This window comes from Pseudomonas monteilii (genome assembly GCA_001534745.1).
In the GTDB taxonomy this organism is placed as follows: domain Bacteria; phylum Pseudomonadota; class Gammaproteobacteria; order Pseudomonadales; family Pseudomonadaceae; genus Aquipseudomonas; species Aquipseudomonas alabamensis.
In genome coordinates this window covers 422853-438134 of the sequence record CP013997.1, presented here as the reverse complement: position 1 = coordinate 438134, position 15282 = coordinate 422853, and the positions used below count along the sequence as shown (strand labels likewise).

The 15282-nt window shown below is 59.2% G+C and carries 10 protein-coding genes; all 10 read right to left on the bottom strand.

The annotated features are described in order from the left end of the window. Positions 1-6: 6 nt before the first annotated feature. The 10 genes from APT63_01950 to rplJ all read right to left on the bottom strand — a co-directional run bounded on the left by APT63_01950 (position 7) and on the right by rplJ (position 15240). Positions 7-642 (bottom strand): 50S ribosomal protein L3, encoded by a 636-nt coding sequence (locus tag APT63_01950; GenBank protein AMA44473.1) that lies wholly within the window; start codon positions 640-642, stop codon positions 7-9. A gap of 80 nt (positions 643-722) precedes the next feature. Then, positions 723-1034 carry a 30S ribosomal protein S10 gene (rpsJ, locus tag APT63_01945; protein ID AMA44472.1) on the bottom strand — a complete coding sequence of 104 codons (312 nt, stop codon included), beginning with the start codon at positions 1032-1034 and terminating at the stop codon, positions 723-725. Between the two features lie 142 nt (positions 1035-1176). Then, a complete protein-coding gene (gene tuf / locus APT63_01940) occupies positions 1177-2370 on the bottom strand; it encodes an elongation factor Tu (protein ID AMA44471.1) in 1194 nt (397 codons plus the stop codon). 31 nt (positions 2371-2401) lie between these two features. After that, positions 2402-4546 carry an elongation factor G gene (fusA, locus tag APT63_01935; GenBank protein ID AMA44470.1) on the bottom strand — a complete coding sequence of 715 codons (2145 nt, stop codon included), beginning with the start codon at positions 4544-4546 and terminating at the stop codon, positions 2402-2404. A gap of 30 nt (positions 4547-4576) precedes the next feature. Further along, positions 4577-5047, bottom strand: coding sequence for a 30S ribosomal protein S7 (locus tag APT63_01930; protein ID AMA44469.1), 471 nt, complete (start codon positions 5045-5047; stop codon positions 4577-4579). A 106-nt stretch (positions 5048-5153) separates the two neighbouring features. Beyond that, complete coding sequence (locus tag APT63_01925; protein ID AMA44468.1) at positions 5154-5525, bottom strand: 30S ribosomal protein S12; 372 nt, start codon at positions 5523-5525, stop codon at positions 5154-5156. A gap of 211 nt (positions 5526-5736) precedes the next feature. Then, the gene (locus APT63_01920) at positions 5737-9936 is read right to left on the bottom strand and encodes a DNA-directed RNA polymerase subunit beta' (protein AMA44467.1); all 4200 of its coding nucleotides are present in this window, start codon (positions 9934-9936) and stop codon (positions 5737-5739) included. Positions 9937-10001: 65 nt separating this feature from the next. Next, positions 10002-14075, bottom strand: a complete 4074-nt coding sequence (gene rpoB / locus APT63_01915) for a DNA-directed RNA polymerase subunit beta (protein ID AMA44466.1) — start codon at positions 14073-14075, stop codon at positions 10002-10004. Between the two features lie 221 nt (positions 14076-14296). Beyond that, positions 14297-14662, bottom strand: a complete 366-nt coding sequence (gene rplL / locus APT63_01910) for a 50S ribosomal protein L7/L12 (protein ID AMA44465.1) — start codon at positions 14660-14662, stop codon at positions 14297-14299. Positions 14663-14739: 77 nt separating this feature from the next. Next, the gene (gene rplJ / locus APT63_01905; protein AMA44464.1) at positions 14740-15240 is read right to left on the bottom strand and encodes a 50S ribosomal protein L10; all 501 of its coding nucleotides are present in this window, start codon (positions 15238-15240) and stop codon (positions 14740-14742) included. Positions 15241-15282: the final 42 nt, after the last annotated feature.

The following is a 15282-nucleotide window of genomic DNA, read 5'->3' as shown; positions in this document are numbered from 1 at the left end:
TTCCCCTTAACCGCGAGCCTTGACAGCCGAACGGACAATCACGTCGCCGCCAGTTGCACCAGGAACGGCGCCCTTGACCAGCAGCAGATTGCGTTCTGCGTCTACGCGAACAACTTCCAGGGACTGCACGGTCACGCGCTCAGCGCCCATGTGACCGGACATTTTCTTGCCCTTGAAAACACGACCAGGAGTCTGGCACTGGCCGATGGAGCCCGGAACGCGGTGGGAGACGGAGTTACCGTGGGTGTTATCCTGACCACGGAAATTCCAGCGCTTGATGGTACCGGCGAAGCCTTTACCTTTCGACTGACCGGTGACGTCTACCAGCTGGCCTGCTGCAAAGAGTTCAGCTTTGATCAAGTCGCCAGCCTGGAAATCGCCTTCTTCAAGACGGAACTCCATGACGCTGCGACCAGCGGCAACGTTTGCCTTCGCGAAGTGGCCTGCTTGAGCAGCAGTGACGCGCGAAGCACGGCGCTCGCCAACAGTGACTTGCACTGCGCGATAGCCATCGGTCTCTTCAGTTTTGAACTGGGTGACGCGATTCGGCTCGATCTCAATGACCGTGACCGGAATGGAGACACCTTCTTCGGTGAAAATGCGGGTCATGCCGCACTTACGACCGACTACACCAATAGTCATGTTGTAAACCTCATGAGTGTACGGGGCTTTCACCCGCTATGGCCGCCCATTTCAGAGCGTTACACGACTAGACCGGAGTCTTAGCCGAGGCTGATCTGTACTTCCACACCTGCCGCCAGATCGAGCTTCATCAGCGCATCAACGGTTTTATCCGTTGGCTGGACGATGTCCAGAACGCGCTTGTGAGTACGGATCTCGTACTGGTCACGCGCGTCTTTGTTGACGTGCGGGGAGACCAGAACGGTGAACCGCTCTTTGCGGGTAGGCAGTGGAATAGGACCACGCACTTGTGCCCCAGTACGTTTCGCGGTTTCCACGATTTCCTGGGTGGATTGGTCGATCAGGCGATGGTCGAAAGCCTTCAACCTGATACGGATTTGCTGATTTTGCATTGGATTTCAGACTCCAGGCTGTTCCCATCGGGCGCACTACGCCCGTTAAAAGGAGGCGTGATTCTATAGACGCCCCTATTGGGTGTCAACCCAATAAAAAAAGCCCCCGCTGAGCGGGGGCTTTTTCAATCAACCGAGAGACTTACTCGATGATTTTGGCTACGACGCCGGCGCCGACGGTACGACCGCCTTCACGGATGGCGAAACGCAGACCGTCTTCCATTGCGATGGTCTTGATCAGGGTAACAGTCATCTGAATGTTGTCACCTGGCATGACCATTTCAACGCCTTCCGGCAGCTCGCAGTTACCGGTCACGTCAGTGGTACGGAAGTAGAACTGAGGACGGTAGCCTTTGAAGAACGGCGTGTGACGGCCGCCTTCTTCTTTCGACAGAACGTAGACTTCTGCGGTGAACTTAGTGTGCGGCTTGACCGAACCTGGCTTGACCAGAACCTGGCCACGCTCAACGTCGTCACGCTTGGTGCCGCGCAGCAGCACGCCGCAGTTCTCGCCAGCACGACCTTCGTCCAGCAGCTTGCGGAACATTTCCACACCGGTGCAGGTGGTGGTGGTGGTGTCACGCAGACCAACGATTTCCAGCGAGTCTTGAACGCGGACGATACCACGCTCGATACGGCCGGTCACAACGGTACCACGACCCGAGATCGAGAACACGTCTTCGATCGGCATCAGGAACGGCTGGTCGATGGCACGAACTGGCTCAGGGATGTAGGCATCCAGGGTTTCAACCAGTTTCTTGACGGCAGTGGTGCCCATCTCGTTGTCGTCTTTGCCTTCCAGGGCCATACGAGCGGAACCGATGATGATCGGAGTGTCGTCGCCTGGGAAGTCGTAGGTGGACAGCAGGTCGCGAACTTCCATCTCGACCAGTTCCAGCAGCTCAGCGTCGTCTACCAGGTCAGCCTTGTTCAGGAAGACCACGATGTACGGAACGCCAACCTGACGGGACAGCAGGATGTGCTCACGGGTTTGTGGCATCGGACCATCGGCGGCCGAGCAAACCAGGATCGCGCCGTCCATCTGGGCAGCACCGGTGATCATGTTCTTCACGTAGTCAGCGTGACCTGGGCAGTCGACGTGAGCGTAGTGACGAATGTTCGAGTTGTACTCGACGTGAGCGGTGTTGATGGTGATACCGCGCGCTTTTTCTTCTGGAGCCGAGTCGATCTTGTCGAACTCAACGACGGCCGAACCGAAAACTTCGGAGCAGACGCGAGTCAGAGCTGCGGTCAGCGTGGTTTTACCATGGTCAACGTGACCGATGGTGCCGACGTTGACGTGCGGAAGGGAACGATCAAATTTTTCTTTAGCCACGACAGTGAACTCCTAGCCTAAAGGGGCTGAATCAGCCTTGTTTTTTAATGAGAGCTTCGACGATGTTCGACGGAGCTTCAGCGTACTTAGAGAATTCCATGGAGTAGCTCGCGCGACCCTGAGACATGGAACGAACGTCAGTCGCGTAACCGAACATCTCTCCGAGCGGAACCTCGGCACGGACAACACGGCCAGAGACCGATTCATCCATACCCTGGACCAGACCACGACGACGGTTCAGGTCACCCATCACGTCACCCAGGTAGTCTTCCGGGGTTACAACTTCGACCTTCATGATCGGCTCGAGAACCACGCCACCGCCCTTCTGGGCCAGTTGCTTGGTTGCCATCGAAGCGGCGATCTTGAACGCCATTTCGTTGGAGTCGACATCGTGGTACGAACCGTCGAATACCGTGGCCTTCAGGCCGATCAGAGGATAACCGGCAACGACGCCGTTTTTCATCTGCTCTTCGATACCCTTCTGGATCGGGGCGATGAATTCCTTCGGAATCACACCACCAACGACTTCGTTGGAGAACACCAACCCTTCGGTGATGTTGCCTTTCTCGTCGACTTCCGGCTCCGAGAAACGGATCCAGCAGTGACCGAACTGACCACGACCGCCCGACTGACGAACGAACTTGCCTTCGATCTCGACGTTGGACTTGGTGATCTTCTCGCGGTACGAAACCTGCGGCTTGCCGATGTTGGCTTCGACGTTGAACTCGCGCTTCATGCGGTCAACGAGGATGTCCAGGTGCAGCTCACCCATACCGGAGATGATGGTCTGGCCAGTCTCTTCGTCGGTCTTGACGCGGAACGACGGGTCTTCCTGAGCCAGCTTGCCCAGTGCGATGCCCATCTTCTCCTGGTCGGCCTTGGTTTTTGGCTCGACGGAGAGCGAGATCACAGGCTCTGGGAAGTCCATACGCTCGAGAATGATTGGATGGTCGGCGTTGCACAGGGTTTCACCCGTGGTCACGTCCTTCATGCCGATCAGAGCAGCGATGTCGCCAGCGCGTACTTCTTTGATCTCTTCACGCTGGTTGGCGTGCATCTGCACCATACGGCCAACGCGCTCTTTCTTGCCTTTGACCGAGTTGATGACGGAGTCACCGGAGCTCAGAACGCCCGAGTAGACGCGAACGAAGGTCAAGGTACCTACGAACGGGTCGGTCGCGATCTTGAACGCCAGGGCCGAGAACGGCTCGTTGTCGTCGGCGTGACGCTCGTCCTTACGGACAGCCGGATCTTCCTTGTCCAGATCCTTGTCGTCCGGGTTGATACCCTGGATGGCAGGAATCTCGGTCGGAGCAGGCAGGTAGTCGATGACGGCGTCGAGAACCAGGGGAACGCCCTTGTTCTTGAACGACGAACCGCAGACAGCCGGGACGATCTCGCTGGCCAGGGTGCGCGCACGCAGGCCTGCCTTGATCTCTTCGACGGTCAGCTCTTCGCCTTCCAGGTACTTGTTCATCAGCTCTTCGCTGGACTCGGCAGCAGCTTCCACCATGTTCGAGCGCCATTCTTCGGCCAGCTCGAGCATGTCCGCAGGAATCTCTTCCTCACGGTAGGTGGTGCCCTTGTCGTCGTCGTTCCAGTAGATAGCCTTCATCTTGATCAGGTCGACCTGACCCTGGAAGTTATCTTCCGAACCGATGGCCAGCTGGACCGGAACCGGGGTGTGACCCAGGCGGTTCTTGATCTGGCCGACAACGCGCAGGAAGTTGGCACCGGCACGGTCCATCTTGTTCACGTAGACAACACGTGGAACGCCGTACTTGTTGGCCTGACGCCATACGGTTTCGGACTGCGGCTCAACGCCGGAGGTACCGCAGAACACGACGACCGCGCCGTCGAGTACGCGCAGCGAACGCTCGACTTCAATGGTGAAGTCAACGTGGCCGGGGGTATCGATGACGTTGACGCGGTAGTTGTCATACTGACCAACGGAACCTTTCCAGAAGGTGGTCACGGCAGCGGAGGTAATGGTGATACCCCGCTCCTGCTCCTGCACCATCCAGTCGGTGGTCGCGGCGCCGTCATGCACCTCGCCCATCTTGTGGCTCAGACCTGTGTAGAACAGGATCCGCTCGGTCGTAGTGGTCTTGCCCGCATCGACGTGCGCGCAAATACCGATGTTACGGTAGCGGTTGATTGCTGTAGTACGAGCCATAAAGCCCTCGCAAAAAGATTGTTGCTTGATTTAGAAGCGGTAGTGCGAGAACGCTTTGTTGGCTTCAGCCATACGGTGCACGTCTTCACGCTTCTTGACTGCAGCACCCTTGCCTTCAGCGGCATCCAGCAGCTCGCCAGCCAAACGCAGGGCCATCGACTTCTCGCCGCGCTTGCGGGCGTAGTCTACGAGCCAGCGCATTGCCAGTGCATTACGACGGGACGGACGAACTTCGACAGGAACCTGGTAGGTAGCACCGCCTACACGGCGGGACTTGACTTCGACCAGCGGAGCGATGGCGTCGAGAGCTTTCTCGAAGATTTCCAGGGGGTCGCTGTTCTTGCGGGCCTTGACGGTGTCCAGTGCGCCGTAAACGATGCGCTCTGCGACGGCCTTCTTGCCGCTTTCCATCACGTGGTTCATGAACTTGGCGAGAATCTGGGATCCGTACTTCGGATCGTCCAGGATCTCACGTTTTGCTGCTACACGACGTCTTGGCATGATAAGCCCTCAAACGGTCTTCAGGTTAGCCCGGGACGCGGGTCTTCGACCCCTGCCCGACCTTACTCTTATCGACTCAAATAAATGGATGTCTGCAAACGGCCGATTACTTCGGACGCTTGGTACCGTACTTCGAACGACCCTGGTTACGGCCTTTGACGCCGGAGGTATCCAGAGAGCCGCGAACGGTGTGGTAACGAACACCTGGCAAGTCTTTTACACGGCCGCCACGGATCAGGACGACGCTGTGCTCTTGCAGGTTGTGGCCTTCACCGCCGATGTACGAGGAAACCTCGAAACCGTTGGTCAGGCGCACACGGCAGACTTTACGCAATGCCGAGTTAGGTTTCTTCGGCGTGGTGGTGTACACACGGGTGCACACGCCACGACGCTGCGGGCAGTTCTGCAGCGCAGGTACGTCGGATTTCTCGACGGTACGCTTACGCGGCTGACGTACCAGCTGGTTGATAGTTGCCATCTACTAGCTCCACTGATTGTCTTGCGACGCTATTGTCTTGCAAGAAAAGCCAAAAATCGACGAGACGGAGCCTCACCAAATTTAAGGGTACAAAAGTCTAATGAGGATCTTGCATTCAGTCAAGACAAGGCCCCGGCCCTGCCCCGCCAGTCATCGGCAACAATCGCTGTCGACGATGACCTTGGGAGAGGACCGGGGCCTGGCCTCGGACTCAGTTACCGCTCGAGTTCAGTGCTTCGGTCAGTGCGGCTTCCACCTCACTGGCGCTCACACGCAGCGGCTTGTCGGCATCACGGCGACGCTTGCGCTCGCTGTGGTACGCCAGACCGGTACCTGCCGGGATCAGACGACCCACGACCACGTTCTCCTTCAGGCCGCGCAGGTAGTCACGCTTGCCGGTGACCGCAGCTTCGGTCAGCACGCGCGTGGTTTCCTGGAACGATGCTGCCGAGATGAACGATTCGGTCGACAGCGACGCCTTGGTGATACCCAGCAGCACACGCGAGAACTTGGAGATGAACTTGTCCTCGGAAGCGAGGCGCTCGTTCTCGACCAGCACTTGCGTGAGCTCCATCTGGTCGCCCTTGATGAAGCTGGAATCGCCCGACTCGGCGATCTCGACCTTGCGCAGCATCTGACGCAGGATGGTCTCGATGTGCTTGTCGTTGATCTTCACGCCCTGCAGACGGTAGACGTCCTGGATCTCGTTGACGATGTACTTGGCCAGCGCGCTGACACCCAACAGACGCAGAATGTCGTGCGGGTCGCTCGGACCGTCCGAGATGACTTCGCCGCGGTTGACCTGTTCGCCTTCGAACACGTTGAGGTGACGCCACTTCGGAATCAGCTCTTCGTACGGATCGGTACCATCGTTCGGCGTGATCACCAGACGGCGCTTGCCTTTGGTTTCCTTGCCGAACGCGATGGTGCCGCTGACTTCCGCCAGGATCGACGCTTCCTTCGGACGACGCGCTTCGAACAAGTCGGCAACGCGCGGCAGACCACCGGTGATGTCACGGGTCTTGGACGTCTCTTGCGGAATACGCGCGATGACGTCACCCACACCGATCTGTGCACCGTCAGCCACACCGACCAAGGCGTTGGCTGGCAGGAAGTACTGCGCCGGTACGTCGGTACCTGGCAGCATCAGGTCCTTGCCATTGGCATCGACCATCTTGATCGCCGGACGGATTTCCTTGCCGGAGGCAGGGCGGTCCTTGACGTCCAGGACTTCGATGTTGGTCAAGCCGGTCAACTCGTCGGTCTGACGCTTGATGGTGATGTTTTCTTCCATGCCCACGAAGGTCACGGTACCTTTCAGCTCGGTCACGATCGGGTGGGTGTGCGGGTCCCACTTGGCGACGATGGCGCCAGCGTCAACCTTGTCACCTTCCTTGACCGAAATGACCGCACCGTACGGCAGCTTGTAGCGCTCACGCTCACGACCGAACTCGTCGGCGATCGCCAGCTCACCGGAACGCGAGACCGCGACCAGGTTGCCGTCGGCACGCTCGACCTGCTTCAGGTTGTGCAGACGCACCATGCCGCCATTCTTCACCTGGACGCTGTCGGCTGCCGAAGTCCGGCTTGCCGCACCACCGATGTGGAAGGTACGCATGGTCAGCTGGGTACCCGGCTCACCGATCGACTGGGCCGCGATGACGCCGACCGCTTCGCCGATGTTCACCTGGTGACCACGGGCCAGATCACGGCCGTAGCACTTGGCGCAGATGCCGTAGCGGGTTTCGCAGCTGATCGGCGAACGCACGACCACTTCGTCGATGCTGTTCAGCTCGATGAACTCGACCCACTTCTCGTCCACCAGCGTACCGGCTGGAACGATCACGTCCTCAGTGCCCGGCTTGAACACGTCACGGGCGATGACACGACCCAGTACACGCTCACCCAGGGGCTCGACGACGTCGCCGCCTTCGATGTGCGGGGTCATCAGCAGACCCTGATCAGTACCGCAATCGATCTCGGTCACCACCAGATCCTGCGCCACGTCGACCAGACGACGGGTCAGGTAACCGGAGTTAGCGGTCTTCAAGGCGGTATCCGCCAGACCCTTACGTGCACCGTGAGTCGAGATGAAGTACTGCAGTACGCTCAGACCTTCACGGAAGTTCGCGGTGATCGGCGTCTCGATGATCGAGCCGTCCGGCTTGGCCATCAGACCACGCATACCGGCCAGCTGACGGATCTGTGCAGCGGAACCCCGCGCACCCGAGTCGGCCATCATGTACATCGAGTTGAAGGATTCCTGGTCGACTTCGTCGCCATTGCGGTCGATGACCTTCTCTTTCGAGAGGTTGGCCATCATCGCCTTGGACACTTCGTCGTTCGCCTTGGACCACAAGTCGATGACCTTGTTGTACTTCTCGCCCTGGGTCACCAGACCCGACGCGTACTGGCTCTCGATTTCCTTCACTTCGTCGGTCGCAGTGCCGATGATGCGGGCCTTCTCGTCCGGGATGACGAAATCGTTCACCCCGATCGAAACGCCGGAAATGGTCGAGTAGGCGAAACCGGTGTACATCAGCTGGTCGGCGAAGATGACGGTCTCTTTCAGGCCAACCACGCGATAGCACTGGTTGATCAGCTTGGAGATCGCCTTCTTCTTCATCGGCTGGTTGACCACGTCGTACGACAGGCCGGCCGGTACCACCTGGAACAGCAGTGCACGGCCGACGGTGGTGTCGACGATGCGGGTGTTCTTGACGCTGTTGCCGTCACGGTCGTTCACGGTCTCGTTGATACGGACCTTGATCTTCGCGTGCAGGGCAGCTTCGCCGGCGCGGAATACGCGGTCGACTTCCTGCAGGTCGGCGAACACGCGACCTTCGCCCTTGGCATTGATGGCTTCACGGGTCATGTAGTACAGACCCAGAACCACGTCCTGCGACGGCACGATGATCGGCTCACCGTTGGCAGGCGACAGGATGTTGTTGGTCGACATCATCAGCGCACGCGCTTCGAGCTGGGCTTCCAGCGTCAGCGGCACGTGAACGGCCATCTGGTCACCGTCGAAGTCGGCGTTGTACGCAGCACACACCAATGGGTGCAGCTGGATCGCCTTGCCTTCGATCAACACCGGCTCGAACGCCTGGATACCCAGACGGTGAAGGGTCGGTGCACGGTTGAGCAGCACGGGGTGTTCGCGGATGACTTCGGCCAGGACGTCCCAGACCTCTGGCAGCTCGCGCTCGACCATCTTCTTGGCGGCCTTGATGGTGGTCGCCAGACCACGCATTTCCAGCTTGCCGAAAATGAACGGCTTGAACAGCTCGAGGGCCATCTTCTTCGGCAGACCGCACTGGTGCAGACGCAGGGTCGGACCCACGGTGATCACGGAACGACCGGAGTAGTCCACGCGCTTGCCGAGCAGGTTCTGACGGAAGCGACCTTGCTTACCTTTGATCATGTCGGCCAGCGACTTCAGCGGACGCTTGTTCGAGCCAGTGATGGCGCGACCGCGACGGCCGTTGTCGAGCAGGGCGTCGACCGCTTCCTGCAGCATGCGCTTTTCGTTGCGCACGATGATGTCCGGTGCCGACAGATCGAGCAGGCGCTTGAGACGGTTGTTCCGGTTGATGACCCGACGATACAGGTCGTTCAGGTCGGACGTCGCGAAGCGGCCACCGTCCAGCGGGACGAGCGGACGCAGGTCTGGCGGCAGTACCGGCAGAACGGTCAGGATCATCCACTCAGGCAGGTTGCCCGAGCCCTGGAAGGCTTCCATCAGCTTGAGGCGCTTGGACAGCTTCTTGATCTTGGTTTCCGAGTTGGTCTGCGGAATCTCTTCGCGCAGGCGACCGATCTCGTGCTCCAGGTCAATGGCGTGCAGCAGCTCGCGGACCGCCTCGGCACCCATGCGGGCATCGAAGTCGTCGCCGAACTCTTCCAGCGCTTCGAAGTACTGCTCGTCGTTCAGCAGCTGACCCTTCTCCAGGGTGGTCATGCCCGGGTCGATGACGACGTAGCTCTCGAAGTAGAGCACGCGCTCGATGTCACGCAGGGTCATGTCCATCAGCAGGCCGATACGGGACGGCAGCGACTTCAGGAACCAGATGTGGGCGACCGGCGAAGCCAGTTCGATGTGCGCCATGCGCTCACGACGGACCTTGGCCAGGGCGACTTCGACGCCGCACTTCTCGCAGATCACGCCACGGTGCTTCAAGCGCTTGTACTTACCGCACAGGCACTCGTAGTCCTTGACCGGGCCAAAGATCTTGGCGCAGAACAAGCCGTCACGCTCGGGCTTGAACGTACGGTAGTTGATGGTTTCCGGCTTCTTAACTTCACCGAACGACCACGAACGGATCATTTCAGGCGACGCCAGACCGATACGGATGGCGTCGAACTCTTCGACTTGACCCTGGTTTTTCAGCAAATTCAGTAGGTCTTTCAAGGCCTTTCCTCCTGGCGGAGCAGGGAGCGAGCTGTGTCAGCCCCGCTCCCGATTCGCGTCACGTGTTATTCGGTTTCCAGATCGATATCGATACCGAGCGAACGAATCTCTTTGATCAACACGTTGAAGGACTCGGGCATGCCCGGCTCCATACGGTGATCGCCATCCACGATGTTCTTGTACATCTTGGTACGGCCGTTCACGTCGTCCGACTTCACTGTGAGCATTTCTTGCAGGGTGTATGCCGCGCCGTATGCTTCCAGCGCCCACACTTCCATCTCCCCGAAACGCTGACCACCGAACTGCGCCTTACCACCCAGCGGCTGCTGGGTGACCAGGCTGTAGGAACCAGTGGAACGCGCGTGCATCTTGTCGTCCACCAAGTGGTTCAGCTTGAGCATGTACATGTAACCCACGGTTACAGGACGCTCGAACTTGTTGCCGGTACGCCCGTCGAACAGCTGCATCTGGCCGCTTTCTGGCAGGTCTGCCAGTTTCAGCATGGCCTTGATCTCGCTTTCCTTGGCACCGTCGAAGACTGGCGTGGCCATCGGCACACCTTTCTTCAGGTTGTTGGCCAGGGCCAGGATCTCGGCATCGGAGAACTCGTCCAGGTTTTCCTGACGACCACCGATCTCGTTGTAGATCTCGGTCAGGAAACCGCGCAGTTCGGCGGCCTGGCGCTGCTCTTCGATCATGCGGTCGATCTTCTCGCCCAGGCCCTTGGCCGCGAGGCCCAGGTGGGTTTCGAGGATCTGCCCGACGTTCATACGCGACGGTACGCCCAGCGGGTTGAGTACGACGTCGACCGGCGTACCGTTGGCGTCGTGCGGCATGTCTTCGACCGGCATGATTACCGAGACCACACCCTTGTTACCGTGACGACCGGCCATCTTGTCGCCTGGCTGGATACGACGACGGATGGCCAGGTAGACCTTGACGATCTTCAGGACGCCCGGTGCCAGGTCATCGCCTTGCTGCAGCTTGCGCTTCTTGTCTTCGAACTTGTCGTCCAGCAGACGGCGACGATCGACGATGTAGGCCTGAGCCTTCTCGAGCTGCTCGTTGAGCGCGTCTTCGGCCATGCGCAGTTTGAACCACTGACCGTGCTCCAGACCGTTCAGGACGTCATCGCTGATCACGGTGCCCTTCTTCAGGCCCGCGCCGCCATCGACAACCTGACCATTGAGCGCTGCACGCAGACGCTCGAAGGTCGCGCCTTCGACGATACGGAACTCCTCGTTGAGGTCCTTGCGGATCTCGTCGAGCTGCATCTTCTCGATCGACAATGCACGGCTGTCGCGCTCGACGCCATCACGGGTGAAGACCTGGACGTCGATGACGGTACCCTTGGTGCCGGTCGGCACGCGCAGGGAGGTGTCTTTCACGTCGCTGGCCTTCTCACCGAAGATCGCGCGCAGCAGTTTTTCTTCCGGCGTCAGCTGGGTCTCGCCTTTTGGCGTGACCTTGCCGACCAGGATGTCGCCCGCACCGACTTCGGCACCGACATAGACGATACCGGCTTCGTCCAGCTTGTTCAGCGCAGCTTCACCCACGTTCGGGATGTCCGCGGTGATCTCTTCCGGACCGAGCTTGGTGTCACGGGCCACGCAGGTCAGTTCCTGGATGTGGATCGTGGTGAAGCGGTCTTCCTGAACCACGCGCTCGGACAGGCAGATGGAGTCTTCGAAGTTGAAGCCGTTCCATGCCATGAAGGCGATGCGCATGTTCTGGCCCAGCGCCAGTTCACCCATGTCGGTGGACGGACCGTCGGCCATGATGTCGCCACGGCTGACCACGTCACCTTTGCTGACCAGCGGACGCTGGTTGATGCAGGTGTTCTGGTTGGAACGGGTGTACTTGGTCAGGTTGTAGATGTCCACACCGGCTTCACCGGTCTCGACCTCTGCATCCGCCACGCGCACGACGATACGGCTGGCGTCGACCGAGTCGATCACACCACCACGACGCGCCACGACGCAGACACCGGAGTCACGGGCGACGTTGCGCTCCATGCCGGTACCCACCAGCGGCTTGTCGGCACGCAGGGTCGGAACGGCCTGACGCTGCATGTTCGAACCCATCAACGCACGGTTGGCGTCGTCGTGCTCGAGGAACGGGATCAGCGAGGCAGCGACCGAGACGACCTGCTTGGGCGAGACGTCCATCAGGGTGACGTCTTCCGGCGCCTTGACGGTGAACTCGTTCAGGTGACGCACGGCCACCAGCTCGTCGATCAGCTGCTTCTGGTCGTTCATCGCGGCCGAAGCCTGGGCGATGACGTGATCTGCTTCTTCGATCGCCGACAGGAAGACGATGTCGTCGCTGACCACACCCTCTTTCACCACGCGGTACGGGCTTTCCAGGAAGCCGTACTGGTTGGTGCGGGCATAGGCCGCCAGGGAGTTGATCAGACCGATGTTCGGGCCTTCCGGCGTTTCGATCGGGCACACGCGGCCATAGTGGGTCGGGTGTACGTCACGGACTTCGAAGCCTGCACGCTCACGGGTCAGACCACCTGGGCCGAGTGCGGAGACACGACGCTTGTGGGTGATTTCCGACAGCGGGTTGTTCTGGTCCATGAACTGGGAAAGCTGGCTGGAACCGAAGAACTCCTTGACCGCCGCCGCGACAGGCTTGGCGTTGATCAGGTCCTGCGGCATCAGGCCTTCGCTTTCGGCCATCGACAGACGCTCTTTGACCGCGCGCTCGACGCGCACCAGGCCCACGCGGAACTGGTTCTCGGCCATCTCGCCGACGCAACGCACGCGACGGTTACCCAGGTGGTCGATGTCGTCGACGATGCCTTTGCCGTTACGGATATCGACGAGGGTCTTGAGCACCTCGACGATGTCTTCCTTGCTCAGCACGCCCGACCCTTCGATCTCGTTACGACCGATACGGCGGTTGAACTTCATGCGGCCGACGGCAGACAGGTCGTAACGCTCGGCGCTGAAGAACAGGTTGTTGAACAGGGTTTCGGCTGCATCCTTGGTCGGCGGCTCGCCGGGACGCATCATGCGATAGATTTCGACCAGGGCTTCCAGCTGGTTGCTGGTGGTGTCGATCTTCAAGGTATCGGAGATGAACGGACCGCAGTCGATGTCGTTGGTGTACAGGGTCTCGATACGGACGACCTGTGCCTTGGCGATCTTGATCAGCAGTTCGGTGGTCAGCTCGGTGTTGCACTCGGCCAGGATCTCGCCCGTGGCCGGATGCACGATGGCCTTGGCAGTGGTACGGCCCAGGACATACTCCATCGGCACGTCCAGCTGCTTCACGCCAGCCTTCTCGATCTGGTTGATGTGACGTGCAGTGATGCGACGACCTTGCTCGACGATGACCTTGCCGTTCTCGTCCACGATGTCCATCACGGCCACTTCACCGCGCAGGCGCTGTGGCACCAGCTCCAGGCTCAGGCTCTCGCCGGAGATGTGGAACACGTTGGTGGTGTAGAAGGCATTCAGGACTTCTTCGGTGCTGTAGCCCAGCGCGCGCAGCAGGACCGAGGCCGGCAGTTTGCGACGGCGGTCGATACGCACGAAGACGCAGTCCTTGGGGTCGAACTCGAAGTCCAACCAGGAACCGCGGTAAGGAATGATGCGCGCGGAGTACAGCAGTTTGCCGGAGCTGTGAGTCTTGCCGCGGTCGTGGTCGAAGAACACGCCCGGGGAACGGTGCAGCTGGGAAACGATCACACGCTCGGTACCGTTGATAACGAAGGTACCGTTTTCAGTCATCAGGGGGATTTCACCCATGTAGACTTCTTGCTCTTTGATGTCCTTGATCGCTTTGTTCGACGATTCCTTGTCGAAGATGATCAGCCGGACTTTCACCCGCAGCGGGACGGCGAACGTCACGCCACGCAGGACACATTCCTTCACATCGAAGGCCGGCTCACCCAGACGATAGCCAACATACTCCAAGGCGGCATTGCCGGAGTAGCTGATGATCGGGAATACCGATTTGAAGGCCGCATGCAGACCGACGTCGCGGAACTGGTCCTTGGATGCGCCTGCCTGCAGGAATTCACGATACGAATCCAGCTGGATGGCCAGGAGGTAAGGCACATCCATGACGTCCGGCAACTTGCTAAAGTCCTTGCGGATACGTTTTTTCTCAGTGTATGAGTAAGCCATCAGCGTTCCCCAGCTTGGTCACCTGCTTGTTTGGCTCCTCCCGGCGGGAGCAGCCAGAAAATCGTGCAAACCCCTTGGTTTGCGCCACCGCTCTGGTGGTTACAGCGCGTTATCGGGGTCGACGTTGATCGACCAACCAATAACGGAAAAAGGCCGGTGGCAAAAGCCACCAGCCATCAGCCGTCTGCTCGACGCTCGGGCTGGAGACGCAAAGTCGATAGTTACTTAACTTCGACTTCAGCGCCTGCTTCTTCCAGCTTCTTCTTCGCGTCTTCAGCGGCTTCTTTCGAAACGCCTTCAGCGATGACTTGAGGAGCGCCGTCAACCTTTTCCTTGGCTTCTTTCAGGCCCAGGCCGGTCAGTTCACGGACAGCCTTGATCACGTTGACTTTCTTGTCGCCAGCGGCTTTCAGAACAACGTTGAACTCGGTTTGCTCTTCAACAACGGCAGCAGCGGCAGCTGGGCCAGCAGCGGCAACAGCGGCGGTCACGCCGAAGGTTTCTTCCATTGCTTTGATCAGCTCAACAACTTCCAGAACGGTTTTCTGGCCGATTGCTTCGATGATTTGCTCGTTAGTCAGGGACATGACTTAAATCCTGTATTGGGGTGACAGCCTATCCAGCCATCAAATTAAACGTATGATTTGAAAGCGCTTTCCGTGCCTTAGGCGGCGGTAGCTTCTTTCTGATCGCGAATGGCTGCCAGCGTACGCGCCAGCTTGCTGGTGGCGCCTTGGATAACGCTCATCAGCTTCGCGATAGCCTCGTCGCGCGTTGGCAGGGTCGCCAACACATCGATTTCGTTGGCGGCAATGAAATTGCCGTCAAACGCAGCTGCCTTGATCTCGAACTTGCTCTGACCCTTGGCGAACTCCTTGAACAGACGGGCAGCGGCGCCCGGGTGCTCGTTGGAGAAGGCAATCAGGGTAGGGCCGGTGAAGGTGTCGTTGAGCACACTGAATTCAGTGTCGGCAACGGCACGCTTGAGCAGGGTGTTACGTACGACACGTACGTAAACGCCAGCTTCACGAGCCTCTTTACGGAGTCCGGTCATTGCGCCTACAGTCACACCACGGGCATCAGCCACGACAGCGGACAGAGCGACTTTGGCAGCCTCGTTGACTTCAGCGACGATGGCCTTCTTGTCTTCGAGTTTAATTGCCACGGGTTTACTCCTGGTTTCTACCGTTTCATCTGGCCTGGGCCG